Consider the following 21959-nt stretch of genomic DNA (forward strand, 5'->3'; position numbering starts at 1 on the left):
ACTCTTTACAAGGCGGTTTAAAGGGCGAGGTCTTGCAGTTCGAGTTCGAGCGGCGTGGGACCGGACAATTTTACCCGCTGCTGGGCCGAAAGCGACAGGGTCGCACCCACCACATCCGGGCTGATCGGCAGTTCGCCAGCCTCGAGGTCGAGCAGGCAGACCAGGGTGATGCTGGCCGGGCGGCCGTAGTCGAACAGCTCGTTCATGGCGGCGCGGATGGTGCGCCCGCTCATCAGCACGTCATCGATCAGTACCAGGTGCTGGCCTTCGATTTCAAAGGGCAGCGCTGACGGGCGCACTTGCGGGTGCAGGCCGTTCTGGCTGAAGTCATCGCGGTAGAAGGACACATCCAGGGTGCCCAGGGGCGCATCACTGCCCAGCTCTTGCAGCAACGCCTGGGCGACCCACACGCCACCGGTACGGATACCGATGAAACGCGGCTCGCTGATGGCGCGGTGTTGCAGGTGGGTCGTGAGGCTCGTCGCCATCTGACGGATCAGTTCGGCGGGATTGGGCAGGCTCATGGTGGCTCCTTCAAGGGCTTGGGCAGCGTGACGCTGGCAAAGTCCGGGCTCAAACGTAAGAAGACGCGGCAAGCCGCGTCAGTCAGGATTCAAATAAAGCGGTGTTTTCATCCAGCCAACCCTGCAGCAGCAAGGCGGCGGCAATGGCGTCGACCGGGTTGTCGCGGTAGCTGCCTTTCTGCCCGCCACGGTCGCGACGCTCACCCTTGGCCTCGAAGGTCGTCAGGCGTTCATCGTGGGTATAGAAGGGCAGGTTGTAGCGGCCGTTGAGGCGGCGGGCGAACTTTTCGGCGCGCAGGCACATGTCGCTGGGGGTGCCGTCCATGTTCAGCGGCAGGCCGACCACCACGGCGTCGGGTTTCCATTCCTTGATCAGGGCTTCGACCTGATTCCAGTCCGGTATGCCGTTCTGCGCCTTCAAGGTACACAGCTCGCGGGCCTGGCCGGTAATGACCTGGCCCACGGCCACGCCAATCTGCTTGGTGCCGTAATCAAACCCGAGGATCAGTCGCAAGGCCATCAGGCGTGCCCCACCTGGCTGGTCAGCAGGTTGAGGTTGACCCCCAACTGCTTGGCCGCGGCATTCAGGCGCAGTTCGCTGGCGGTGTTGAACAGAATGTCGGCATCGAAGGGGCAGGTCAGCCAGGCATTGTTGGCCAGCTCTTCTTCCAGTTGCCCGGCCTCCCAGCCCGCGTAACCCAGGGTGATCAGGCTCTGCTGCGGGCCGGCGCCATCAGCGATGGCAAACAGCACGTCCTGGGAAGTGGACAACGACACGCCCTCCAGGTCGACGGTTGCCTGGAACGTCGGGCCGCTGGGATGCAGCACGAAGCCGCGGTCAGCCTGCACCGGGCCACCGAAGTAGATCGGCACCGCCTGGCAACTGGCGGGTGGATCGATCTCCGGGCGCAGTTGCTCAAGGATATCCGCCAGGTTCAGGTCTTGCGGTCGGTTGACCACCAGCCCCATGGCGCCATTGGCCGTGTGCTCGACGATATAGGTCAAGGTGTGCGCAAAGTTCGGGTCGGCCATATGGGGCATGGCGATCAGGAATTGGTGCTTGAGGTAAGTCGGGCTGACATTTTTCATGTCCGCTAGTGTGGCGTTGGAGGGGCGAACTGACAAGCTGGGGATGTGTAGGAATACGGTTAGCGGATTTGTTGCCCGTGTAGGAGCGAGCGTGGGGTAGTCAATTGCTGGAAAGCCGGTCGCCCTTGGCAAAGCGCCAGGTGCGGATGATTTCCAGGCGGTCGATATCGTTCAGGTCGCCGGTAAACGGGGCGAACGGTGCGGCCAGGCGCACGATGCGTTGTGCCGCCTGGTCCAGTAATGGCTGGCCGGACGACTCCAGCACCAGCACTTCATATAAGGAACCGTCGCGGTTGATTGATACGAGCAGGCGCAGGTTGCCGTAGATCTGCTGGCGCCGGGCCTCGTCCGGGTAGTTCAGGTTGCCGATGCGCTCGACCTTCTTGCGCCATTCGTCCTTATACCAGGCGCCTTTGTCGCGCATGGTAGAGGCGGCATTGAGCCGATAGATGCGCGGGCGCTTGGCATACAACTGTTGTTCGTTGGCCAGTTCGGCCTCCAGGCTGGAGATTTCGCTGGAAAGTTGCGAGCTGTCGAATGTCGGTGCGGGCTTGCTCGGCACAGGCTCGGTCTTCACGGCTTCGCGCTGGGTCACGGCCTTCTGGGGTTTTGGCGCAATGGTGGCGACGGCGGCCTTGGGCGCGGCCTGCTTGACCTCGGGCTTGGCCGCTGGAGGCGGGGTGACCTTATTGATCTTGTTGTCCTGGAAGGGCGCCACTTCGGTGGTCTTGGGCACTGCCTTTTTATCCAGGGTGCCGCTGCCCTGCTGGTTGTCCTGCGCCAGAAAGTCAGCCTTCTCGGGCTTTTTCTCACTTTTGAAGGTGGCGAGGGTGATTTCCAGGGTTTTGCTGATTTGCTGGGGTTCGACGAACGTGAAGCCCAGGCCGAGGATCAACGCCAAATGAATCAGCGCTGCCAGGAACAGGGTAAATCCGAGCCGATCAGCCGGGCGTACGCCGCTGTGGCTGAGTTCGGGGGGCAGGTCGGACGGAAGCGTCATAACAGGAAAACCAACATCGCGCGTCTCACGGGTGGCGCATGATAGCGCAATGTTGGTTTACATCTGGCTGTTCTATGTCACTTGGCTTGTAGCTTGTCGGCAATTGCCGCCATGAGCATTTCGCCGATATTGGTGCCGAACGCGTTGTCTATTTCGCGGATACAGGTGGGACTGGTCACGTTGATTTCGGTCAGGTGCTCGCCAATTACGTCAAGGCCTACAAACAGCAGGCCCTTTTCCCGCAGGGTCGGGCCAACCTGGGCGGCGATCCAGCGGTCCTTGTCGCTCAGCGGGCGGGCTTCGCCACGACCACCGGCCGCGAGGTTGCCTCGGGTCTCGCCGGCCGCCGGGATACGCGCCAGGCAATAATCCACCGGCTCGCCGTCGATCATCAGGATGCGCTTGTCACCGTCCTTGATTGCCGGCAGGTAGGCCTGGCCCATGATCTGCTGGGTGCCCAGGGCGGTCAGGGTCTCAAGGATCACCGACAGGTTGGGGTCGCCCGCGCGGTGACGGAAGATCGAGGTGCCGCCCATGCCATCCAGCGGCTTGAGGATCACATCGCCATGCTTGGCGGCAAATTCACGCAGCACATCGGCGCGGCGGCTGACCACGGTCGGCGGCGTGCACTGTGGGAACAGGGTGGCGAACAGTTTTTCGTTGCAGTCGCGCAGGCTCTGCGGCTTGTTGACGATCAGCACGCCGGCGCGCTCGGCCTGCTCCAACAAGTAGGTGGAGTAGACGAACTCCATGTCGAACGGCGGATCCTTGCGCATCAGGATCACGTCCAGGTCGCTCAGGGGGCTGTCGATCTCGTCTTGCAGCTCAAACCATTTCTCAGGGTTGGCGAACACCTGCAAGGGGCGCATCCGCGCCCGCGCCTCGCCATCGCCCTGGTAAAGGTCGCGCTGTTCCATATAGAACAGGGTCCAGCCGCGGGCCTGGGCGGCCAGCAGCATGGCCAGCGAGCTATCCTTTTTATAGGAGATGCTGGCGATAGGGTCCATGACAATGCCGACGCGAACGCTCATGGGGAATTCCTCTAGCAAATAAGGGCGCATAAAAGTGGCGTCAGAGTGGCGCTGCGGCTGTTGTGGGTCAAGGAAAAACCACCTTGCCGGTCGGCCGATAGATTGCCTCCCCAGTCTGTGCTAAAAAGGCTGCCATGGCGTGTCGGCCCTTGCATGGCAAGGGTTTTGGCGCTCGTCCCAGGCAGCATCCGGCAGTACACACCGAAACCCGATTCGCTGTGGCGATGGTAGAGCAGATATGGAACAGCATTCCAACGCCTTGAAAGTGATGGTGATCGACGACTCGAAAACGATTCGCCGCACCGCTGAAACGCTGTTGAAGAACGTGGGGTGCGAAGTCATCACGGCCATCGACGGTTTTGATGCCCTGGCCAGGATCGTTGACCATCACCCGCACATTATCTTTGTCGACATCATGATGCCGCGCCTGGATGGCTATCAGACCTGCGCCCTGGTCAAGAACAACCCGGCGTTCAAGGCCATCCCGGTGATCATGCTGTCGTCCAGGGACGGCCTGTTCGACAAGGCCAAGGGGCGCATCGTCGGCGTCGATCAATTTTTGACCAAGCCTTTCAGCAAGGAAGAACTGCTCAGTGCGATCAAGGCCTATGTGCCGGGTTTCGCCGCAGTAGAACAAGCACATTGACCCAGCCCCCTGGGCTTGCGTCAACCAATGTAGTGGGGAAAACCATGGCACGCGTTCTGATCGTCGACGATTCGCCGACTGAAATGTACAAACTGACCGGCATGCTGGAAAAGCACGGCCACCAAGTCCTCAAGGCCGAGAATGGCGCCGATGGCGTGGCCCTGGCCCGCCAGGAAAAACCCGACGCCGTCCTGATGGATATCGTCATGCCCGGCCTCAATGGCTTCCAGGCCACGCGCCAGTTGTCCAAGGAGCCGGAAACCAACGGTATCCCGATCATCATCGTCACCACCAAGGACCAGGAAACCGACAAGATCTGGGGCGCACGCCAGGGCGCCAAGGCGTACCTGACCAAGCCGGTGGAAGAAGACAAGCTGATCGAAGTGCTGAACTCGGTGCTCAAGTCCTGACGGCACGTTCCCATGACCGAGTCGCAAACCGCCTTTGAGCTGCTGCTGGACATCGACCGCCGTTGCCGCCTGCTGGCCGCTGATTTGCCGTCCCAGGAAACTCGCTCGCACAGCTGGAGCGGCATTGGCTTTCGCCTGGGCGGGCATTGGTATGTGGCGCCCATGGGCGAAGTCGCCGAGGTACTGCATGAACCGCGCTGCACCCTGATGCCCGGGGTCAAGCCCTGGGTCAGGGGCGTGGCCAACCTGCGCGGGCGCTTGCTGCCGGTGATCAACCTGTGCGGGTTTTTCGGCTATGAGCTGTCGACGGCGCGCAAGCAGCGCCGGGTGCTGGTGATCGAACACGAAGACACTTTCGTCGGCCTGCTGGTGGATGAGGTGGTCGGCCTGCAGCACTTCGCCCAGGACCAGCTGCGCCCGGTATCGGCCAGCGTGCCCGCGGCCAGCGCCGCGTTTATCCAAGGCCAGTTCAGCGGCGACCCGCTGTGGCAGGTCTTCAGCCCCTTCGCCCTGGCCCAGGCCCCGGGCTTTCTGGATGTTGCCGCATGAGCACCGCCACGCCCGTCAAACCGCAGGAAGCCTCCCGTAGCCGCTCGCAGATCATCGTGCTGTTTATCGCGCTGATTATCTTCATCATGCTGCTGTTCGCCAACTTCGCGTACCTCAACACCCAGTCCACCTACGACAAGCAGTACATCGGCCACGCCGGCGAGCTGCGCGTGCTGTCCCAGCGCATTGCCAAGAACGCCACCGAGGCCGCAGCCGGCAAGGCCGCCGCGTTCAAGCTGTTGAGCGAGGCGCGCAATGATTTTGCCCAGCGCTGGAGCTACCTGAAAAAAGGCGACCCGGCCACCGGCCTGCCCGCTGCGCCCAGCGCCGTGCGCAGCGAAATGCGCGCCGTGCAGCATGACTGGGAAGCCTTGCTGAAGAACACCGACGTGATCCTGGCCAGCGAGCAGACGGTGCTGTCCCTGCATCAAGTGGCGGCGACCCTGGCCGAAACCGTGCCGCAATTGCAGTTGGAGTCGGAAAAGGTCGTCGAGATCCTGCTGCAGCGCGGCGCGCCCGCCAGCCAGGTGGCCGTGGCCCAGCGCCAGTCGCTGCTGGCCGAGCGCATCCTGGGGGCGGTCAACACCGTGCTGGCGGGGGATGACACGGCGGTCAAGGCCGCCGACGCCTTTGGCCGCGATGCCAACCGCTTTGGCCAGGTCCTGGCCGGCATGCTCCAGGGCAGCGCAGGCCTGAAGATCAGCGAAGTGCAGGACCCGGATGCCCGTGCGCGCCTGGCGGAGATTGCCGAGCTGTTCGAGTTTGTCTCCGGCTCCGTGGATGAAATCCTCGAAACCTCGCCGCAACTGTTCCAGGTGCGCGCCTCGGCAAGCAACATCTTCAGCCTGTCGCAAACCCTGCTCGATGAAGCCTCGCACCTGGCCACCGGTTTTGAAAACCTGGCCGGCGGGCGCACCCTCGACACCATCGGCGGCTATGTCCTGGGCTTGCTGGCGCTGGCGTCAATCATCCTGATTGGCCTGGTGATGGTGCGCGAGACCAATCGCCAGCTGCGCGAAACCGCCGAGAAAAACGAACGCAACCAGAACGCGATCATGCGCCTGCTCGACGAAATCGAAGACCTGGCTGACGGCGACCTCACCGTGACCGCCTCGGTGACCGAAGACTTCACCGGCACCATCGCCGACTCCATCAACTATTCGGTGGACCAGTTGCGCGACCTGGTGGCGACCATCAACCTCACCGCCGGTGAAGTGGCCGGCGCCGTGCAGGAAACCCAGGCCACCGCCATGCACCTGGCCCAGGCCTCGGAGCATCAGGCCCAGCAGATTGCCGAAGCCTCGACGGCGATCAACCAGATGGCCCAATCCATCGACCAGGTATCGGCCAACGCCGCCGAGTCTTCGGCGGTGGCCGAGCGCTCGGTGGAGATCGCCAACAAGGGCAACGAGGTGGTGCACAACACCATCCACGGCATGGACAACATTCGCGAGCAGATCCAGGACACCGCCAAGCGCATCAAGCGCCTGGGCGAGTCGTCCCAGGAAATCGGCGACATCGTCAGCCTGATCGACGACATCGCCGAGCAGACCAACATCCTCGCCCTCAATGCCGCGATCCAGGCGAGCATGGCCGGTGACGCCGGGCGCGGGTTTGCGGTGGTGGCCGATGAAGTGCAACGCCTGGCCGAGCGCTCGTCGGCGGCTACCCGGCAGATCGAGAACCTGGTGCGGGCGATCCAGACCGACACCAACGAAGCGGTGATCTCCATGGAGCAGACCACCACCGAAGTGGTACGTGGCGCGCGCCTGGCCCAGGACGCCGGGGTGGCCCTGGAAGAAATCGAGGGGGTGTCCAAGACCCTGGCCGCGCTGATCCAGAGCATCTCCAACGCCGCGCAGCAGCAAACCTCGTCGGCGGGGCAGATCTCCCTGACCATGAACGTGATCCAGCAGATCACCAGCCAGACCTCATCGGGCTCCACGGCCACCGCCGAGAGCATTGGCAACCTGGCCAAAATGGCCAGCCAGTTGCGCCGCTCGGTATCGGGCTTCACCCTGCCGCCCGTGCGCAAGACCGATGAATGACATGCCCCCCCAAAACCACCGCAATCTAAATGTGGGAGCGGGCTTGCTCGCGAAAGCGGTGTATCAGTCACCTAATGTGCCGACTGACCCAGCGCTTTCGCGAGCAAGCCCGCTCCCACATGGATTCTCACTTTTCACCCATTCAGACGGGAGTCGTTATGGTTGACCGGCACGACTACGTCGCCCTCGAATGGGTCAAGGGCGAGATCGCCGACACCCTGAAGCAGGCCCGTGCGGCGCTGGACGCCTTTGCCGAGGACGCCAGCGAGCAAGCCCTGGCGCAGTGCCTGGAGGGCATTCACCAGGTCCACGGTGCCCTGCAAATGGTCGAGTTCTACGGCGCGGCACTGCTCGCCGAAGAAATGGAGCACCTGGCCCTGGCCCTGCAAGCCGGGCGTGTCAGCCAGCGTGAAGAAGGCATTCGCCTGCTGCAACAGGCCCTCGGCCAACTGCCGTTGTACCTGGACCGTGTGCACAGCGCGCGGCGCGACCTGCCCCTGGTGGTGTTGCCACTGCTCAACGACCTGCGCAGCGTGCACGGCAAAAGCCTGCTCTCGGAAACCAGCCTGTTCAGCCCGCAACTGCTGGTGATCGCGCCGCTGCCCGATGATGCCCTGGCCCAACGAGCGCCGGCTGATTTTGCCGAGCAACTGCAGCAATGGCGGCAAATGCTGCAACAGGGCTTGGCCGGGCTGCTGCGTGAAGACCACGGCCCGAGCAACCTGGAAGACATGGCGCGGGTCTTCGCGCAACTGGAAGCGCTGTGTCACGGCGCGCCGTTGCTGGCGTTGTGGCAAGTCACCTCGGCGCTGGCCGAAGGCATGCTCACCGGCGTTATCGCCAATAGCCCGGCGTTGCGCAGCCTGCTCAAGAGCTGTGACAAGGTGCTCAAGCGCCTGCAAATCCAGGGCATCGAAGGGATCAACACCCCGGCGCCCGACCAACTGCTCAAGAGCCTGCTGTTTTACATCGCCAAAGTCACCCGGCCGACACCGCGCATGCAAAGCCTCAAGGAACGCTACGGCCTGGATGAAGCCTTGCCCGACAGCACCGTGGTCGATGCCGAGCGCGCGCGCCTGGCCGGGCCGGACCGCAACGCCATGGGCTCGGTGCTCGGCGCATTGTGTGAGGAGTTGGTGCGGGTCAAGGAGCGCCTGGACCTGTTCGTGCGCAGCGACCGCCAACACATCTCTGGCCTGGACAGCCTGCTGGCGCCGTTGCGGCAGATCGCCGATACCCTGGCGGTATTGGGCTTTGGCCAGCCGCGCAAAGTGATCATCGACCAATTGGCGGTGGTCCAGGGCCTGGCCCAGGGGCAGCGCGAGCCCAATGATGCCGTGTTGATGGATGTGGCCGGGGCGTTGCTGTATGTCGAGGCGACGCTGGCCGGGATGGTCGGCACCGTCGAACCGCAAAACCGTGAAGACAGCCGCCTGCCCACCACCGACCTGACCCAGATCCACCAATTGGTGATCAAGGAGTCATGCCAGTGCCTCAAGCAGGCGCGAGAGCTGGTCATCGACTGCCTTGAGGCGCAATGGGATACACAGCGCCTGGAGTCCCTGCCAGAGCTGCTGACCCAGGTGCGTGGCGCCCTGGCGATGATCCCGCTGCCGCGCGCGGCGAGCCTGGTGCGTGGTTTCAAGATTTACGTCGATGAACAGTGGATGGGCCATGACACCGCGCCGCCGGCGGCGCAGCTGGAGCATTGCGCCGATGTGCTCACCAGCCTGGAACACTACCTGGAGCGCATGCTGCAGGACCCGGATGCACCGGGTGAGCGGGTGTTGGATATCGCTTTTGAAGGGCTCGCGGCGCTAGGTTATGCGCCATTGCCCGCGCAGCAAGCCTGGCGCCAGGAACCCTCGGCACCGCACGATGAATTGCCGGTCGATTCCCAGACCCTGGCGCAGGCCCTGGCCAGCCCGACCCCACGTCTCAACCCACCGGCCCTGCAACGCCCGGGCAGCCTGCTGCCGCCGCCAGCCGATGAAGAGTCGGTGGATGATGAACTGCGCGAAGTGTTCCTGGAGGAAACCGCCGAAGTGCTGGACGTGTTGCAGCGCCTGGTGCCCCAAGGTGCCGCCAGCCTTGAAGATAAAGCCGCCCTGAGCGACATGCGCCGCGCCTTCCATACCCTCAAGGGCAGCGGGCGCATGGTGCGTGCCCTGGTGTTGGCGGAGTTGGCGTGGGCCGTGGAAAACCTGCTGAACCGCGTGCTCGAGCGGGTGGTCGCGCCGGGCGCCGAGGTCCAGGCCGTGCTGGATGACGTGCTGGTGCTGCTGCCGGCCTTGATCGCCGAGTTCGCCGCCGACACCCAGCGCCAGCGCGATGATGTCGACCACCTTGCCGCACGCGCCCATGCCCTGGCCAGTGGCGCGCCGTTACCGCCAGCCGTGGCTCAGGATGACAGCGCGCTCGACCCACTGCTGCTGGAGATCTTTCGCAACGAAGCACAGAGTCACCTGGACAGCCTCAATCGGTTTTTGCACCAGGCCACCGAGCAGATGCCGCTGCCTGTCAGCGATGAGCTGCAACGTGCCCTGCATACCCTCAAGGGCAGTGCCTACATGGCGGGCGTCTTGCCCATCGCCGAGCTGGCGCGGCCGCTGGACCACCTGACCCGCGAATACAAGGCCCATCGCCTGGCCCTGGACCTGGATGAAATCGACTTGCTGCTGGAGGGCGAAGCCCTGTTCCAGCGCGGCCTGCGCCAGTTGGACAGTGACCCCCTGGCGCCCATCGACGGTGCGCAATCGTTGATCGAGCGCACCCAGGCGCGCCTCGACGGCCAGCTCGAAGCCTTCCTCAATGCGCCGAGCGCCGGCCTGCGGGTCAAGCGCGACCCACAGTTGATCAGCAACTTCCTGGCCCAGGGCATGGACATCCTGCTCGATGCCGAAAGCCTGCTGCGGCGCTGGCAACAACACCCTGGCGAGCGCCAGGAGCTCAGTGCGTTGCTGGACGAGCTGACCACCCTGGGCGAGGGCGCGCACCTGGCCGAACTGCATCCGATGGATGAACTGTGCGAAGCCTTGCTCGACCTGTATGGCGCGGTGGAAGAAAGCAGCCTGGCGGTCAGCGAGCGATTTTTCCAGGAGGCCGAACAGGCCCATGAAGCCCTGATCAACATGCTCGACCAACTGGCCGCCGGCCAGGAGGTCTGCCCGGCGCCGGCGCGCATGAAAGCCTTGCGCGAGTTACTCGATGAAGGGCTCGACCCCAGCGCCACCGGCCTGATCAAAACCGATGGCAGTCGCGCCTTGAGCATTGCCGAACTGGGCGCGGCCACCTCGCAGTTGCAGCAGGACTGGGCGGTGGACGATGAGATCGTCGAGATCTTCCTTGAAGAAGCGGTGGATATCCTCGACAGCGCCGGGCAGTCCCTCAAGCGCTGGCTGCTGGACCCCGACGGCGTGGCGCCGCTGTCGTCCCTGCAACGCGACCTGCACACCCTGCGCGGCGGTGCGCGCATGGCCGAAATCGGCCCGGTGGGCGATCTGGCCCAAGAGTTGGAAAGCCTTTACGAAGGCCTGGTGGACCGGCGCTACAACTACTCCGTTGAAATGGCGCAAGTGTTGATGGACAGCCATGAACACCTGGCCTTGCAACTGGAGCAGTTGCAAGAGCAGCAACCCTTGAGTGATTCCAGCGCCCTGATTGGCCGCTTGCGCGAGGTGCGCCAGAACGCCGCGCCGGTGGCGCTACCCACACCGCCCGATGCACAGGGCGGCGGCAGTGATCCGGAGCTGCTGGACATCTTTCTGGAGGAAGCGGCCGACATCCTCGACAGCTCCGGCGCCGCACTGTCGCGCTGGCAGGCCGAGCCCCAGGGCCGCCAGGAAGTCGAGACCCTGCTACGCGACCTGCACACCCTCAAGGGCGGCGCGCGGATGGTCGAGATCGGCCCGATTGGCGACCTGGCCCACGAACTGGAGTTTCTCTACGAAGGCCTGTCGGCGGGCTTGCTGGCGCCCACCAGCGAGCTGTTTGCGCTGCTGCAGGGCTGCCATGACCGCCTGGCGCAGATGGTCGAGGCAGTGGCGGCGGGGTTGCCGGTCGGTTCGGTGGAGCGCCTGATCGAGCGCATCAAAAGCCTGGTCCAGCCCAGCGAAGACCAGGCCGCACCGATCGCCATGGCCGCCAGCAAACCCGAAGCCCCGGCCGCTAGCGAGCCGGGCGCGGACATGGTGAAAATCTCTGCCGAGCTGCTGGATGACCTGGTCAACCTCGCCGGCGAAACCTCGATTTTCCGTGGGCGCATCGAGCAGCAGGTCAACGACGCCCGCGCCGCCCTCAGTGAGGTGGAAACCACCATCGAGCGCATGCGTGACCAACTGCGCCGCCTCGATACCGAGACCCAGGGCCGTATCCTCAGCCGCCAGCACGCCGAGACCGAGCGCCTGGGCTACGAAGAATTCGACCCGCTGGAAATGGATCGCCATTCCCAGTTGCAACAGCTGTCCCGCGCGTTGTCCGAGTCGGCCTCGGACCTTTTGGACCTCAAGGAAACCCTCGACCAGCGTAACCAGGACGCGCAGAACCTGTTGCAGCAACAGGCGCGGATCAACACCGAGCTGCAAGAAGGCCTGATGCGCACGCGCATGGTGCCGTTCGAGCGCATGCTGCCGCGCCTCAAGCGTATCGTGCGGCAAGTGGCCGGCGAGCTGGGCAAGGACGTGGAATTTGTGGTCGGCAATGCCGAGGGCGAGATGGACCGCAACGTGCTGGAGCGCATGGCCGCGCCCCTGGAGCATATGCTGCGCAACGCCGTCGACCATGGCCTGGAATCGCGGGATGCACGGCTGTTGGCGGGCAAGCCGCAGAAGGGCCGGATCACCCTGGACCTGAGCCATGAAGGTGGCGACATCATCTTCGACATGCGCGACGACGGCGCTGGCGTGCCGCTGGATGCGGTGCGGCGCAAGGCGATCAAGCGTGGCCTGCTGGACCCGGAGATGGAGATCAGCGATCGCGATGTGTTGCAGTTCATCTTGCAGCCGGGGTTTTCTACCGCCGAAAAAATCACCCAGATTTCCGGGCGCGGCGTGGGCATGGACGTGGTGCATGAAGAAGTGCGCCAGCTCGGCGGGAGCATGGTGATCGACTCTACGCCGGGGCAGGGCGTGCATTTTCGCATTCGCCTGCCGTTCACCGTGTCGGTCAACCGGGCGTTGATGGTGCAGTGCGCGGAAGATCAGTACGCGATCCCGCTGAACACCATCCAGGGCCTGGTGCGCGTGTTGCCCAATGAGCTGGAAGGGCACTACCAACTGGACCCGCCGGTATATCAATACGCCGGCCAGCGCTACGAGTTGTATTACCTGGGCGAGCTGCTGCACACCGTGGCCCGGCCCAAGCTGCTGGGGCAGAACCAGCCGCTGCCGGTGCTGCTGATGCAATGCAACGAGCGATATATTGCGGTGCAGGTGGACGACATGGCCGGCACCCGGGAAATCGTGGTCAAGGGCCTGGGCCCGCAGTTTGCGGCGGTGCAGGGGCTGTCCGGGGCGACCATCCTCGGCGATGGCCGGGTGGTGTTGATCATCGACCTGCTGGCACATATCCGCGCCCTGGCCCCGGCCTTGCCGGCCCAGGCGGCGGACACGGCATTGGCGGTCAACGAGCCGCAGAAAAAACAGCGATTGCTGGTGCTGGTGGTAGACGACTCGGTGACCGTACGCAAAGTCACCAGCCGCCTGCTCGAGCGCAACGGCATGAACGTACTGACTGCCAAGGACGGCATCGACGCCATCGCCCTGCTCGAAGAACACACCCCGGACCTGATGTTGCTGGACATCGAAATGCCGCGCATGGATGGCTTCGAAGTGGCGATCCAGGTGCGCAACGACCCACGGCTTGCGCGCCTGCCGATCATCATGATCACCTCGCGCACCGGCCAGAAACACCGCGATCGGGCCATGGCGATTGGGGTCAACGACTACCTTGGCAAGCCCTATCAAGAGTCGGTGTTGCTCGAAAGCATCGCCTACTGGAGCCCGAAACATGCTTGACCACCGCACCAGCCAACTCACCGGCTTGCTGCTGCCCCTGGCCGACCGCCACCTGCTGCTGCCCAACGTAGCGGTGGCCGAGCTGATCGACTTCCAGCGCGGCGAACCGGCCAGCGACGCTCCGCCCTGGTACCTGCGGCAAGTGACCTGGCGCGACCAGCAACTGCCCCTGATCAGCTTCGAAGCGGCCTGCGGTGGTACCAGCGTTGTCAGCGAACGCGCACGGATCGTCGTGCTCAACGCCCTAGGCGGGCGCCCGACCTTGAAGTTCATCGCGCTGGTGATCCAGGGCATTCCCCGCTCGTACAAGCTCGACAGCCAGTTGAGCTACGTGGACGTACCCCTATCACCGCTGGAACTGGCGGCGGTACAGGTCGGCGAGCATGTGGCGAAAGTGCCGGATCTGATGGGGTTGGAAGCGCTGCTGGTCGAGGCTGGGTTGGCGTGAACAACCGTTTTCAGCACCTCTGAAGACCCAATGTGGGAGCTGGCTTGTGTGGGAGCTGGCTTGGCGCCAAACCTTACTTAATCTGCGCAAAACGCTCAATGACCGGTTGTTCACGGTGCTCTGCTTGCCAAAGATCGTAGGTACTTTGCATCGACAACCATAACCGCGCTTTGCTGATGCCTGCCCGCTCCAACCTCACGGCAAGGTCTGGGCTGACTGGTGCGTGACCATGCAGGATCCTGGAGAATGTTTCCCTGGCAAAGCCGAGCCGCCGGGCCATTTCGGTAATGGTGATGCCCAAGCTGGGCATCACATCCTCAAGCAGGATTTCGCCGGGATGTGGCGGGTTGTGCATACCCATGTACGTGCCCCTGTTCAATGGTAGTCAAGGTAATCAACCAGTTCGACGTGATCATCAAGCATACGAAAAATGATGCGCCAGTTACCGCTAATGCTGACGGAGCAGTAGTCGAGCAGATCGCCTTTGAGTCGATGAAAACGCCATCCTGGGAGATTCAATTCGCCCGGGTGTCCTGCGCTATCCAGAATCAGCAGCACACGACGCAAGCGTTTCGCGTGACCCGCGTTGATGCCTTTGGTTGATCCTGTTTCATAATGTTCTGCTGGTGAGATGATTCAAATTCCAAAGGCTAGAGAGGTGCCATCCGAGCAACAACCCTAAAAATCTGTAGGAATGATCATGCGGCATGATGCCTTCAGATTTTTCCCGCGCATTTTCGCGCCGCCCATGAACTTGTCGCTCGCCGCCTTCGCGCCTAGGCTTGGTCGGTCATCGCAAAAAACGGTGACACGGACGTGCAAGTCCGGTTACATATCGGCGCACCAACGCCCATAGCCATTCAGCGGGCGTTTTTTATGCCTGCTGTGTTTGTTATGGCGGCTGTGCGTGGGAGACCTTCGGGTCTGCCGGGGTCCGATATGCCCGGTCTTGCACACCTGCGCACAGCTGCCACCCGATTTGCGTGCAAGCAAGCGGTGTCAGTCTCCTTCACATATCGGAGATGTTCACCATGATCAAACCCACCCCCAACCCGCCTACCTCATCCAGTATCTTCACCGTCAACCCACACCAGAACACCGAAACCCTGCTGGTCAACGCCAGCGAAACCCTCGCCTCCCTCAACGCCCTGGCCTGCGCCCTGGCCTGCGGCCTGGCCTTTGAGCTGAACGGCGCCCAGCGCGGCGTGCTCCTGGCCATCCAACAAATGACCGAACTGGGCCAACTGCTGGTCGAGCGTGCGCTGGAGCAACTATCGCCTGCGGCCGCTGCGTAAAACTTGATCAGTCCCAGAAAGGGACCGTTCGTTCCCTTTTTGGGACTGATGCCTGCTCGGGTAAAGCCCCACGTAAACCCGCCGATAACCCGACGAGTCTTTCGGTGGAAGCAACAACACAATGTGGCTATTTGACGTATTTGCCTGGCTGTACAACTTCACCCCGTTTACCGGTGCTTTGCTGTTGTGGTTCCTGGTGTTGGTGTTCACTGCCAGCGCGACGATGAGTTTTCCGACACGGCGCGGCAAGCTCGCTGGCTTCGGGATTTCGGTGGTGGGCGCGGTGTTTATCTTGGGGTACCTGGAAACCCTCGTGCTCAACGCCACAGGCAAAGAAATCAAGGGTGTTGTGATCAACCTGGTGGTCATGAGCCTCGGCGGTTTGGGCTCGTGCTTGCTTGGGGTGGCCATTTCGAAAAGGCCGAGCAAGGCCGAGATTGAACAGACCCGCACCAGCATTCGTAGCTGGGGCCTGGCGGTCTTTGAATACCTGTTCGTGTTTATCCTGATGTGTTCACTGGTGCTGACTGTTTTCTGCCTGCCCTTGTGGCGCCTGGATTGGCCCGTGGTGTCGGGGCATGAAGTTACCGGCCTGTTGCTGGCTTTCCTGGGCGCGGCTTCAGGCTGTGCGATCGTCTCCTATCTGCGTCGGTTGATGAAGTGGGAGCAATGGGGCGTGGCCGTGTTGTTTGGGCTGTTGCTGTTTCTGCTGCCCGTGTACGTGCAGGCGATTTGGGGGCTGGTGAGCTGGAGCCTGGCGGCGGTGCTGGGGTTTCATGGCGTGGCGGGCATTGGCTTGGGTTGGACGGTGTGGCGCCAGCGCATGGAATGGCGGCGCTCCTGACCATTACTCCAACCGTAACAATCCACCGCCGAGCTTGATTGATACCCCCCCGATTCACTCCTATGGTGAGCCCCACGACAGCGAACCCGTGGAGCGATCATGACAACAACAATAACCCCCGACTCGCGCTGGACGCGGCGCCGCGACGAGAAGCAGCGGCGGCTCGGGCTGGTCCAGGCGTTTGCCGACGGGGCGGTGCTGCCCAGCGACAGGATCGTCGAGGCCCTGCAAGCCCTGATCCTGCCCGGCGACCGCGTGGTGCTGGAAGGCAATAACCAGAAGCAGGCCGACTTTCTCTCGCGCTCCCTGGCCAAGGCCGACCCGGCCGTGCTCCACGATTTGCACATGATCATGCCCAGCGTCGGGCGCTCCGAGCACCTGGACCTGTTTGAAAAGGGCATCGCCCGCAAGCTCGATTTCTCGTTTGCCGGCACCCAATCCCTGCGCATCAGCCAGCTGCTTGAAGACGGCCTGCTGGAAGTCGGCGCGATCCACACCTACATCGAACTCTATGCGCGACTGGTCGTAGACCTGATCCCCAACGTGGTGCTGTCCGCAGGCTTCATGGCCGACCGCGCCGGCAATATCTACACCGGCCCCAGCACCGAAGACACCCCGGCGCTGATCGAGCCGGCGGCGTTCAGCGATGGCATCGTCATCGTGCAGGTCAACCAATTGGTGGACGACGTCAGCGACTTGCCCCGCGTGGACATCCCGGCCAGTTGGGTGGATTTCGTGGTGGTGGCCGACAAGCCCTTCTATATCGAACCGCTGTTCACCCGCGACCCCCGGCATATCAAGCCGGTGCATGTGCTGATGGCGATGATGGCGATCCGTGGCATCTACGAAAAACACAACGTGCAGTCGCTGAACCATGGCATTGGTTTCAATACCGCCGCGATTGAACTGATCCTGCCGACCTACGGTGAGTCCCTGGGCCTTAAAGGCAAGATCTGCCGCAACTGGACCCTCAACCCGCACCCCACGTTGATCCCCGCCATCGAAAGCGGCTGGGTTGAAAGCGTGCATTGCTTTGGCACCGAACTGGGCATGGAAAACTACATCGCCGCGCGCCCGGATGTGTTCTTCACCGGTCGCGACGGCTCGTTGCGCTCCAACCGGATGTTCTGCCAACTGGCGGGGCAATACGCGGTGGACCTGTTTATCGGCGCCACTTTGCAGGTGGATGGTGACGGCCATTCGTCCACCGTGACCCGAGGCCGGCTCGCCGGGTTTGGCGGGGCGCCGAACATGGGCCACGACCCACGCGGGCGCCGCCACGGCACCCCGGCCTGGCTCGATATGCGCCACGACGATGCCCCCGAAGCCTTGCTGGAGCGCGGCAAAAAGCTGGTGGTGCAGATGGTCGAGACCTTCCAGGAGGGCGGCAAACCGACCTTCGTCGACACCCTCGACGCAGTGGAAGTGGCGCGCAAAAGCGGCATGCCCCTGGCGCCGATCATGATTTACGGCGACGACGTGACCCACTTGCTCACCGAAGAAGGCATCGCCTACCTGTACAAGGCGCGCTCCCTGGAAGAGCGCCAGGCGATGATCGCGGCGGTCGCCGGGGTGACCGCCATCGGCCTGCGCCACAACCCCAAGGACACCGCGCGCATGCGCCGCGAAGGCCTGATCGCCTTGCCCGAAGACCTCGGCATCCGCCGCACCGACGCCACCCGCGAACTGCTGGCGGCCAAAAGCGTGGCCGACCTGGTGGACTGGTCCGGTGGCCTGTACAACCCGCCCGCCAAGTTCAGGAGCTGGTAAATGCACGCACTCAAATTGCACACACTGACCCTGGCCGAGCAACTGGCGGACCTGGCGGTCGATGCACTGATCGACGAAGCGGACCTGTCGCCCAAGCCGGCGCTGGTGGATCGGCGCGGCAATGGCGCCCATCACGATTTGCACCTGGGCCTGATGCACGCGTCGGCGCTGTCCTTGTGGCCGGCCTTCAAGGAAATGGCCGAAGCGGCGATTGCCCTGGGCGAGATCGGCCTGCCGCTGCGCGAAGCCCTCGGCCGGATCGGCCGCGAAGGCGAACAGGCGATGCTCGCCACCACCCAGGGCGTGAATACCCACCGTGGCGCGATCTGGGCCCTTGGCCTGCTGGTGGCCGCCGCCGCGCTGGCACCTGCCTCGCGCACGGCCAATGCGCTGACTTTAAGGGCTGCGCGCCTGGCCCTGCTCCATGACCGTTTTGCACCGCAACCGCTGAGCCATGGCGCGCAAGTCGCGCAGCGCTATGGCGTACGTGGCGCCCGCGAAGAAGCGCAACTGGGCTTCCCCGCAGTGCTGCAACGGGGCCTGCCGCAACTGCACGCAAGCCGTTTGCAACAACACGGCGAGCAGAACGCGCGCCTCGATGCGCTGCTGGCGATCATGACCCAACTGGCCGACACCTGCGTGCTCTACCGCGCCGGCACCGATGGCTTGCAGGCAATGCAACGGGGCGCCCAGGCCGTGCTGGATGCGGGCGGCAGCGCGAGCCTGGCCGGGCGGCGTCGCCTCAATGAGCTGGACCAGCAACTGCTGGCCCTGAATGCCTCCCCCGGTGGCGCCGCCGACCTGTTGGCCGCCTGCCTGTTTATCGACCGCATCGAGTCTTGCGACGGAGCGTTTTGATGGAAACCCTATCCTTTGAATTCCCCGCCGGTCAGCCGCCCAAAGGCCGCGCGCTGGTGGGCTGCGTCGGTTCCGGCGACCTTGAAGTGCTGCTGGAACCGGGCACGGCGGGCACCTTGAGCATCCAGGTGCAAACCTCGGTCAACGGCGCCGAGCAGCGTTGGCAGCACCTGTTCCAGCGGATTTTCCAGGAGCAGACCCCCCCGGCATTGAACATTCAGATCCACGATTTTGGCGCCACCCCCGGCGTAGTGCGTTTGCGCCTGGAGCAAGGTTTCGAGGAGCTTGGCCATGACTGATTTACTCAACCGGCACAGCTTCGTCGAACTCGGCGCCCGCCAGCGGGCCAAGGCCTTGCTCGATGCCGGCAGCTACCGTGAATTGATTGACCCGTTCCAGCGCGTGATGTCGCCGTGGTTGAGCCGCCAGGGCGTGGTGCCGCAGGCTGACGACGGGGTGGTGATTGCCAAGGGCACCCTCGATGGCCTGCCACTGGTGATCGCCGCCATCGAAGGTAATTTCCAGGGCGGCAGCCTCGGTGAAGTGGGTGGCGCAAAAATCGCCGGTGCCCTGGAGCTGGCCGCCGAGGACAACCGCAACGGCATCCCGACGCGTGCGGTGCTGTTGCTGGAAACCGGCGGCGTGCGCCTGCAGGAGGCCAACCTCGGGCTGGCGGCGATTGCCGATATCCACGCGGCGATTGTCGACCTGCGCCAGTACCAACCGGTGATCGGCGTAGTGGCCGGCAGCGTTGGCTGTTTTGGCGGCATGTCCATTGCCGCGGGCCTGTGCAGCTACCTGGTGGTGACCCGTGAAGCGCGCCTGGGCTTGAACGGCCCGCAAGTGATCGAACAGGAAGCCGGCCTTGAAGAATACGACTCCCGTGACCGGCCCTTCATCTGGAGCCTGACCGGCGGCGAGCAGCGCTTCAACAGCGGCCTGGCCGACCGTTATGTGGCGGACGATGTGGCGCAGATCCGCCAGCAGATCAGCGAACTGTTGCAGCAAGGTTTGCCGGCCTCGCAACGCAGCCGCCAGGCCGACTATTACCTGGCGCGCCTGGCTGCGCTGGACGCCGAACCGCAGATCGAGCCGGCCACGGTTCGTGACCTGTATCAGGGAGAACGCTCATGAGAGGCTTGCACTGGTTCAACGCATTGCGCGCGGATGCGGCGCCGGTGGCGGGTTTGCCGGCTTCGTTGAAAGTTGCTGATGGCGTGCTCGGCGAGCAGGCCGTGCGGTTTATCGCGGTGGTGCCCGATGCTGCCAACCGCTTCCCCCGCGCCCGCCAAGGTGAGGTTGGGTTGCTGGAAGGCTGGGGCCTGGCCAAGGCGGTGGATGAAGCCATCGCTCGCGCTGATCAACGCGCGATTGTGGCTATTGTCGACGTGCCGAGCCAGGCCTATGGCCGTCGCGAAGAAGCCCTGGGCATTCATCAGGCCCTGGCGGCGGCGGCGGACAGTTATGCCCGCGCCCGTTTGGCCGGGCATCCGGTGATCGGGTTGCTGGTGGGCAAGGCCATGTCCGGGGCGTTTCTCGCCCATGGCTACCAGGCCAACCGCCTGATTGCCCTGCGCGACCCTGGGGTGATGGTGCACGCCATGGGCAAGGCCTCGGCGGCGCGGGTCACCTTGCGTAGCGTCGAAGAACTCGAAGCCCTGGCCGCCAGCGTGCCGCCCATGGCCTATGACATCGACAGCTATGCCAGCCTCGGCTTGCTCTGGGAAACCCTCACGGTCAGCCAGATCGAACAACCGACCGCCGACGACCTGGCGCGGGTCAGGGATTGCCTGGTGCAGGCGATCAAGGATGTGCAGAACAGCGGCGTGCGCGATTTACTCGGGCGCCTGGGCGCCGTCAATCGTGCCGCGTCTAGCCATGTACGCCAGCTGTTGCGGGAACAATGGTGAACGCCCACGACTTGCTCTGGGGCATGGCCCCGGCGCACTTGCCCGCTGACGCACCGGCCTGGGTACTGGCGGTGATCGGGGCGGGGCAGCCAGTGGTGGTGCGCCGGGCGCTGGCCGAACCGGGCTATGTGGCGGTGGGTGTGCGTGGACGTGTGCGTGAGCAGCGCTTTGCGGCCGTGATGCCCGTGGCGGCTGTGCAACGACGAGTGACACCCGAGGCCCTGTGCGGGGTGATCTCGCCGCGGGATTTACCGGCGTTGCGCGCCCTCGATCAACTGCGGCCGGTGCTGGCGCAAGAGGTTTGGGGTGTGACGGGCAGCGCGGGTTTCGAGTTGGCCACGGGCATTGAGGCACTGCATGCCCAGAGCGATCTGGATTTGCTGCTGCGCGCGCCTGAGCGGCTTGATCGTGGCGATGCCGAGGCGCTGCTGGCGATTCTGGACACCGCACCGTGTGCCGTGGACCTGCAATTGCAAACCCCTTATGGCGCGGTGGCCTTGCGCGAATGGGCCGGCCCATCGCTGCGGGTGCTGCTGAAAAACGCCAGCGGTGCGCATCTGGTGATCGACCCTTGGCAGGCCGTGGCATGAGCAGCCTCCTGGTGTTTCCGGGGCAGGGTGCCCAACGCCCGGGCATGCTCCAGCAATTGCCTGCCAACGTCCTCGATGAAGCCAGCGATACCTTGGGACAAGAGGTGCGCCAGCTCGATTCGGCGCAGGCCCTGGCCAGCACCCGCGCCGTGCAACTGTGCCTGCTGATCGCCGGCGTGGCCCATGCCCGTGAGTTGCAACACACACCGGATTATGTGGCGGGCCTGTCCATCGGCGCTTATCCGGCGGCAGTGATCGCCGGGGCCCTGGCGTTTGCCGATGCGCTGCGGCTGGTCAGCCTGCGCGGTGAACTGATGCAGCACGCTTATCCACAGGGCTATGGCATGACCGCACTGATCGGCCTGGAGTTATCCACCGTCGAAAGCGTGCTCGCCGAGGTCCACAGCGCGCAAACCCCGGTGTACCTGGCCAATATCAATGCCGATAACCAGTGCGTGATCGCCGGCAGCGATGCCGCCATGCAACGGGTGGCCAACCGCGTCAAAGGCCAGGGCGTGGCCAAGCGCCTGGCCGTCAGCGTGCCGTCCCATTGCGCCCTGCTGGAGCAACCGGCCCAGGCCCTCGCTGAAGCGTTTGCCAAGGTCGCGCTCAAGGCGCCGGCCATTACTTACCTGAGCAGCAGCCGGGCGCGGCCGATTCGCGATCCTGCGCAGTTGCGCGACGACCTGGCGTTCAACATGTGCCGCCTCGTCGATTGGCGCGGCACCGTGCAAAGCGCCTATGAGCGCGGCGTGCGCCTGCACATCGAGCTGCCTCCGGGCACAGTCCTCACCGGCCTTGCGCGGCGGGTGTTTGAGCAAGGCACCGTGATTGCCTTCGAAGGTGCGCGCCTGGACACCTTGCAGGCCTTGCTGGAACAGGAGGGCCGCCACCACCGATAAAGCGTGAGCTTGGCTTTCGAAGCACAAAAAC

22 protein-coding genes are annotated in these 21959 nt (G+C 63.8%); 15 read left to right on the forward strand and 7 right to left on the reverse strand.

All coding sequences use genetic code 11. The annotated features are described in order from the left end of the window. Positions 1-17: 17 nt before the first annotated feature. The 5 genes from pyrR to gshB all read right to left on the reverse strand — a co-directional run bounded on the left by pyrR (position 18) and on the right by gshB (position 3644). Positions 18-524: a bifunctional pyr operon transcriptional regulator/uracil phosphoribosyltransferase PyrR gene (gene pyrR / locus HBO11_RS15485; RefSeq protein WP_169953558.1), complete on the reverse strand. Its 507-nt coding sequence runs from the start codon at positions 522-524 to the stop codon at positions 18-20. Between the two features lie 82 nt (positions 525-606). After that, positions 607-1044, reverse strand: coding sequence for a Holliday junction resolvase RuvX (gene ruvX / locus HBO11_RS15490; RefSeq protein ID WP_005792259.1), 438 nt, complete (start codon positions 1042-1044; stop codon positions 607-609). Continuing rightward, positions 1044-1613: a YqgE/AlgH family protein gene (locus tag HBO11_RS15495; RefSeq protein WP_169953559.1), complete on the reverse strand. Its 570-nt coding sequence runs from the start codon at positions 1611-1613 to the stop codon at positions 1044-1046. Before HBO11_RS15495 ends, ruvX begins: the two co-directional genes overlap by 1 nt. A 100-nt stretch (positions 1614-1713) precedes the next feature. Further along, the gene (locus HBO11_RS15500) at positions 1714-2613 is read right to left on the reverse strand and encodes an energy transducer TonB (RefSeq protein ID WP_169953560.1); all 900 of its coding nucleotides are present in this window, start codon (positions 2611-2613) and stop codon (positions 1714-1716) included. A gap of 77 nt (positions 2614-2690) precedes the next feature. Next, complete coding sequence (gene gshB, locus HBO11_RS15505; RefSeq protein ID WP_029300457.1) at positions 2691-3644, reverse strand: glutathione synthase; 954 nt, start codon at positions 3642-3644, stop codon at positions 2691-2693. A 238-nt stretch (positions 3645-3882) separates the two neighbouring features. On the opposite strand from gshB, the gene pilG reads away from it, so the two are divergent. The 6 genes from pilG to HBO11_RS15535 all read left to right on the forward strand — a co-directional run bounded on the left by pilG (position 3883) and on the right by HBO11_RS15535 (position 13759). After that, positions 3883-4290, forward strand: coding sequence for a twitching motility response regulator PilG (pilG, locus tag HBO11_RS15510; RefSeq protein ID WP_032858786.1), 408 nt, complete (start codon positions 3883-3885; stop codon positions 4288-4290). 44 nt (positions 4291-4334) lie between these two features. Then, positions 4335-4700: a twitching motility response regulator PilH gene (gene pilH / locus HBO11_RS15515; RefSeq protein WP_169953561.1), complete on the forward strand. Its 366-nt coding sequence runs from the start codon at positions 4335-4337 to the stop codon at positions 4698-4700. 12 nt (positions 4701-4712) lie between these two features. Beyond that, a complete protein-coding gene (locus tag HBO11_RS15520; protein ID WP_169953562.1) occupies positions 4713-5249 on the forward strand; it encodes a chemotaxis protein CheW in 537 nt (178 codons plus the stop codon). Then, the gene (locus HBO11_RS15525; protein WP_169953563.1) at positions 5246-7297 is read left to right on the forward strand and encodes a methyl-accepting chemotaxis protein; all 2052 of its coding nucleotides are present in this window, start codon (positions 5246-5248) and stop codon (positions 7295-7297) included. The genes HBO11_RS15520 and HBO11_RS15525 overlap by 4 nt, the downstream gene beginning before the upstream one ends. A gap of 158 nt (positions 7298-7455) precedes the next feature. Beyond that, positions 7456-13311, forward strand: coding sequence for an Hpt domain-containing protein (locus HBO11_RS15530; protein ID WP_169953564.1), 5856 nt, complete (start codon positions 7456-7458; stop codon positions 13309-13311). Then, positions 13304-13759, forward strand: coding sequence for a chemotaxis protein CheW (locus HBO11_RS15535; protein ID WP_169953565.1), 456 nt, complete (start codon positions 13304-13306; stop codon positions 13757-13759). Before HBO11_RS15530 ends, HBO11_RS15535 begins: the two co-directional genes overlap by 8 nt. Positions 13760-13832: 73 nt before the next feature. Here the strand turns inward: HBO11_RS15535 and HBO11_RS15540 are convergent, their stop codons facing one another. Both HBO11_RS15540 and HBO11_RS15545 read right to left on the reverse strand, forming a co-directional pair. Beyond that, positions 13833-14120 (reverse strand): HigA family addiction module antitoxin, encoded by a 288-nt coding sequence (locus HBO11_RS15540; RefSeq protein ID WP_099168625.1) that lies wholly within the window; start codon positions 14118-14120, stop codon positions 13833-13835. A 14-nt stretch (positions 14121-14134) separates the two neighbouring features. Next, positions 14135-14395, reverse strand: coding sequence for a type II toxin-antitoxin system RelE/ParE family toxin (locus HBO11_RS15545; RefSeq protein ID WP_169953841.1), 261 nt, complete (start codon positions 14393-14395; stop codon positions 14135-14137). A gap of 395 nt (positions 14396-14790) precedes the next feature. Between HBO11_RS15545 and HBO11_RS15550 the strand changes: the two genes are divergently transcribed. The 9 genes from HBO11_RS15550 (at position 14791) to mdcH (ending at position 21928) form a co-directional block, all read left to right on the forward strand. After that, positions 14791-15054 (forward strand): DUF6124 family protein, encoded by a 264-nt coding sequence (locus HBO11_RS15550; RefSeq protein WP_169953567.1) that lies wholly within the window; start codon positions 14791-14793, stop codon positions 15052-15054. A gap of 121 nt (positions 15055-15175) precedes the next feature. Next, on the forward strand, positions 15176-15898 hold the full coding sequence (locus HBO11_RS15555) for a hypothetical protein (protein WP_169953569.1): 723 nt from the start codon (positions 15176-15178) through the stop codon (positions 15896-15898). A 99-nt stretch (positions 15899-15997) separates the two neighbouring features. Then, a complete protein-coding gene (gene mdcA / locus HBO11_RS15560) occupies positions 15998-17668 on the forward strand; it encodes a malonate decarboxylase subunit alpha (protein WP_115129199.1) in 1671 nt (556 codons plus the stop codon). Then, entirely contained in the window at positions 17669-18526 is an 858-nt protein-coding gene (locus tag HBO11_RS15565; protein ID WP_169953570.1) for a triphosphoribosyl-dephospho-CoA synthase, read from the forward strand. Then, positions 18526-18825 (forward strand): malonate decarboxylase subunit delta, encoded by a 300-nt coding sequence (locus HBO11_RS15570; RefSeq protein ID WP_057960874.1) that lies wholly within the window; start codon positions 18526-18528, stop codon positions 18823-18825. Before HBO11_RS15565 ends, HBO11_RS15570 begins: the two co-directional genes overlap by 1 nt. Then, positions 18818-19660, forward strand: a complete 843-nt coding sequence (locus HBO11_RS15575; protein ID WP_169953572.1) for a biotin-independent malonate decarboxylase subunit beta — start codon at positions 18818-18820, stop codon at positions 19658-19660. The genes HBO11_RS15570 and HBO11_RS15575 overlap by 8 nt, the downstream gene beginning before the upstream one ends. Continuing rightward, entirely contained in the window at positions 19657-20436 is a 780-nt protein-coding gene (gene mdcE / locus HBO11_RS15580; protein ID WP_169953574.1) for a biotin-independent malonate decarboxylase subunit gamma, read from the forward strand. The genes HBO11_RS15575 and mdcE overlap by 4 nt, the downstream gene beginning before the upstream one ends. After that, on the forward strand, positions 20430-21026 hold the full coding sequence (locus tag HBO11_RS15585; RefSeq protein ID WP_169953576.1) for a malonate decarboxylase holo-ACP synthase: 597 nt from the start codon (positions 20430-20432) through the stop codon (positions 21024-21026). Before mdcE ends, HBO11_RS15585 begins: the two co-directional genes overlap by 7 nt. Next, positions 21023-21928, forward strand: coding sequence for a malonate decarboxylase subunit epsilon (mdcH, locus tag HBO11_RS15590; protein ID WP_169953578.1), 906 nt, complete (start codon positions 21023-21025; stop codon positions 21926-21928). The genes HBO11_RS15585 and mdcH overlap by 4 nt, the downstream gene beginning before the upstream one ends. Positions 21929-21959 lie beyond the last annotated feature (31 nt).

The organism is Pseudomonas sp. WS 5010 (assembly GCF_012985565.1).
Lineage (GTDB): Bacteria > Pseudomonadota > Gammaproteobacteria > Pseudomonadales > Pseudomonadaceae > Aquipseudomonas.

Bases quoted from the DNA above. Each gene is read 5' to 3' on its own strand.
- mdcH (WP_169953578.1), top strand. From the start codon at position 21,023: ATGAGCAGCCTCCTGGTGTTTCCGGGGCAGGGTGCCCAACGCCCGGGC.
- HBO11_RS15550 (WP_169953567.1), top strand. From the start codon at position 14,791: ATGATCAAACCCACCCCCAACCCGCCTACCTCATCCAGTATCTTCACC.
- HBO11_RS15535 (WP_169953565.1), top strand. From the start codon at position 13,304: ATGCTTGACCACCGCACCAGCCAACTCACCGGCTTGCTGCTGCCCCTG.
- HBO11_RS15555 (WP_169953569.1), top strand. From the start codon at position 15,176: ATGTGGCTATTTGACGTATTTGCCTGGCTGTACAACTTCACCCCGTTT.
- mdcE (WP_169953574.1), top strand. From the start codon at position 19,657: ATGAGAGGCTTGCACTGGTTCAACGCATTGCGCGCGGATGCGGCGCCG.
- HBO11_RS15495 (WP_169953559.1), bottom strand. From the start codon at position 1,613: ATGAAAAATGTCAGCCCGACTTACCTCAAGCACCAATTCCTGATCGCC.
- HBO11_RS15525 (WP_169953563.1), top strand. From the start codon at position 5,246: ATGAGCACCGCCACGCCCGTCAAACCGCAGGAAGCCTCCCGTAGCCGC.
- pilH (WP_169953561.1), top strand. From the start codon at position 4,335: ATGGCACGCGTTCTGATCGTCGACGATTCGCCGACTGAAATGTACAAA.
- HBO11_RS15575 (WP_169953572.1), top strand. From the start codon at position 18,818: ATGACTGATTTACTCAACCGGCACAGCTTCGTCGAACTCGGCGCCCGC.
- HBO11_RS15585 (WP_169953576.1), top strand. From the start codon at position 20,430: ATGGTGAACGCCCACGACTTGCTCTGGGGCATGGCCCCGGCGCACTTG.
- HBO11_RS15565 (WP_169953570.1), top strand. From the start codon at position 17,669: ATGCACGCACTCAAATTGCACACACTGACCCTGGCCGAGCAACTGGCG.
- HBO11_RS15500 (WP_169953560.1), bottom strand. From the start codon at position 2,613: ATGACGCTTCCGTCCGACCTGCCCCCCGAACTCAGCCACAGCGGCGTA.
- pilG (WP_032858786.1), top strand. From the start codon at position 3,883: ATGGAACAGCATTCCAACGCCTTGAAAGTGATGGTGATCGACGACTCG.
- HBO11_RS15520 (WP_169953562.1), top strand. From the start codon at position 4,713: ATGACCGAGTCGCAAACCGCCTTTGAGCTGCTGCTGGACATCGACCGC.
- pyrR (WP_169953558.1), bottom strand. From the start codon at position 524: ATGAGCCTGCCCAATCCCGCCGAACTGATCCGTCAGATGGCGACGAGC.
- ruvX (WP_005792259.1), bottom strand. From the start codon at position 1,044: ATGGCCTTGCGACTGATCCTCGGGTTTGATTACGGCACCAAGCAGATT.
- HBO11_RS15530 (WP_169953564.1), top strand. From the start codon at position 7,456: ATGGTTGACCGGCACGACTACGTCGCCCTCGAATGGGTCAAGGGCGAG.
- HBO11_RS15540 (WP_099168625.1), bottom strand. From the start codon at position 14,120: ATGGGTATGCACAACCCGCCACATCCCGGCGAAATCCTGCTTGAGGAT.
- mdcA (WP_115129199.1), top strand. From the start codon at position 15,998: ATGACAACAACAATAACCCCCGACTCGCGCTGGACGCGGCGCCGCGAC.
- gshB (WP_029300457.1), bottom strand. From the start codon at position 3,644: ATGAGCGTTCGCGTCGGCATTGTCATGGACCCTATCGCCAGCATCTCC.
- HBO11_RS15570 (WP_057960874.1), top strand. From the start codon at position 18,526: ATGGAAACCCTATCCTTTGAATTCCCCGCCGGTCAGCCGCCCAAAGGC.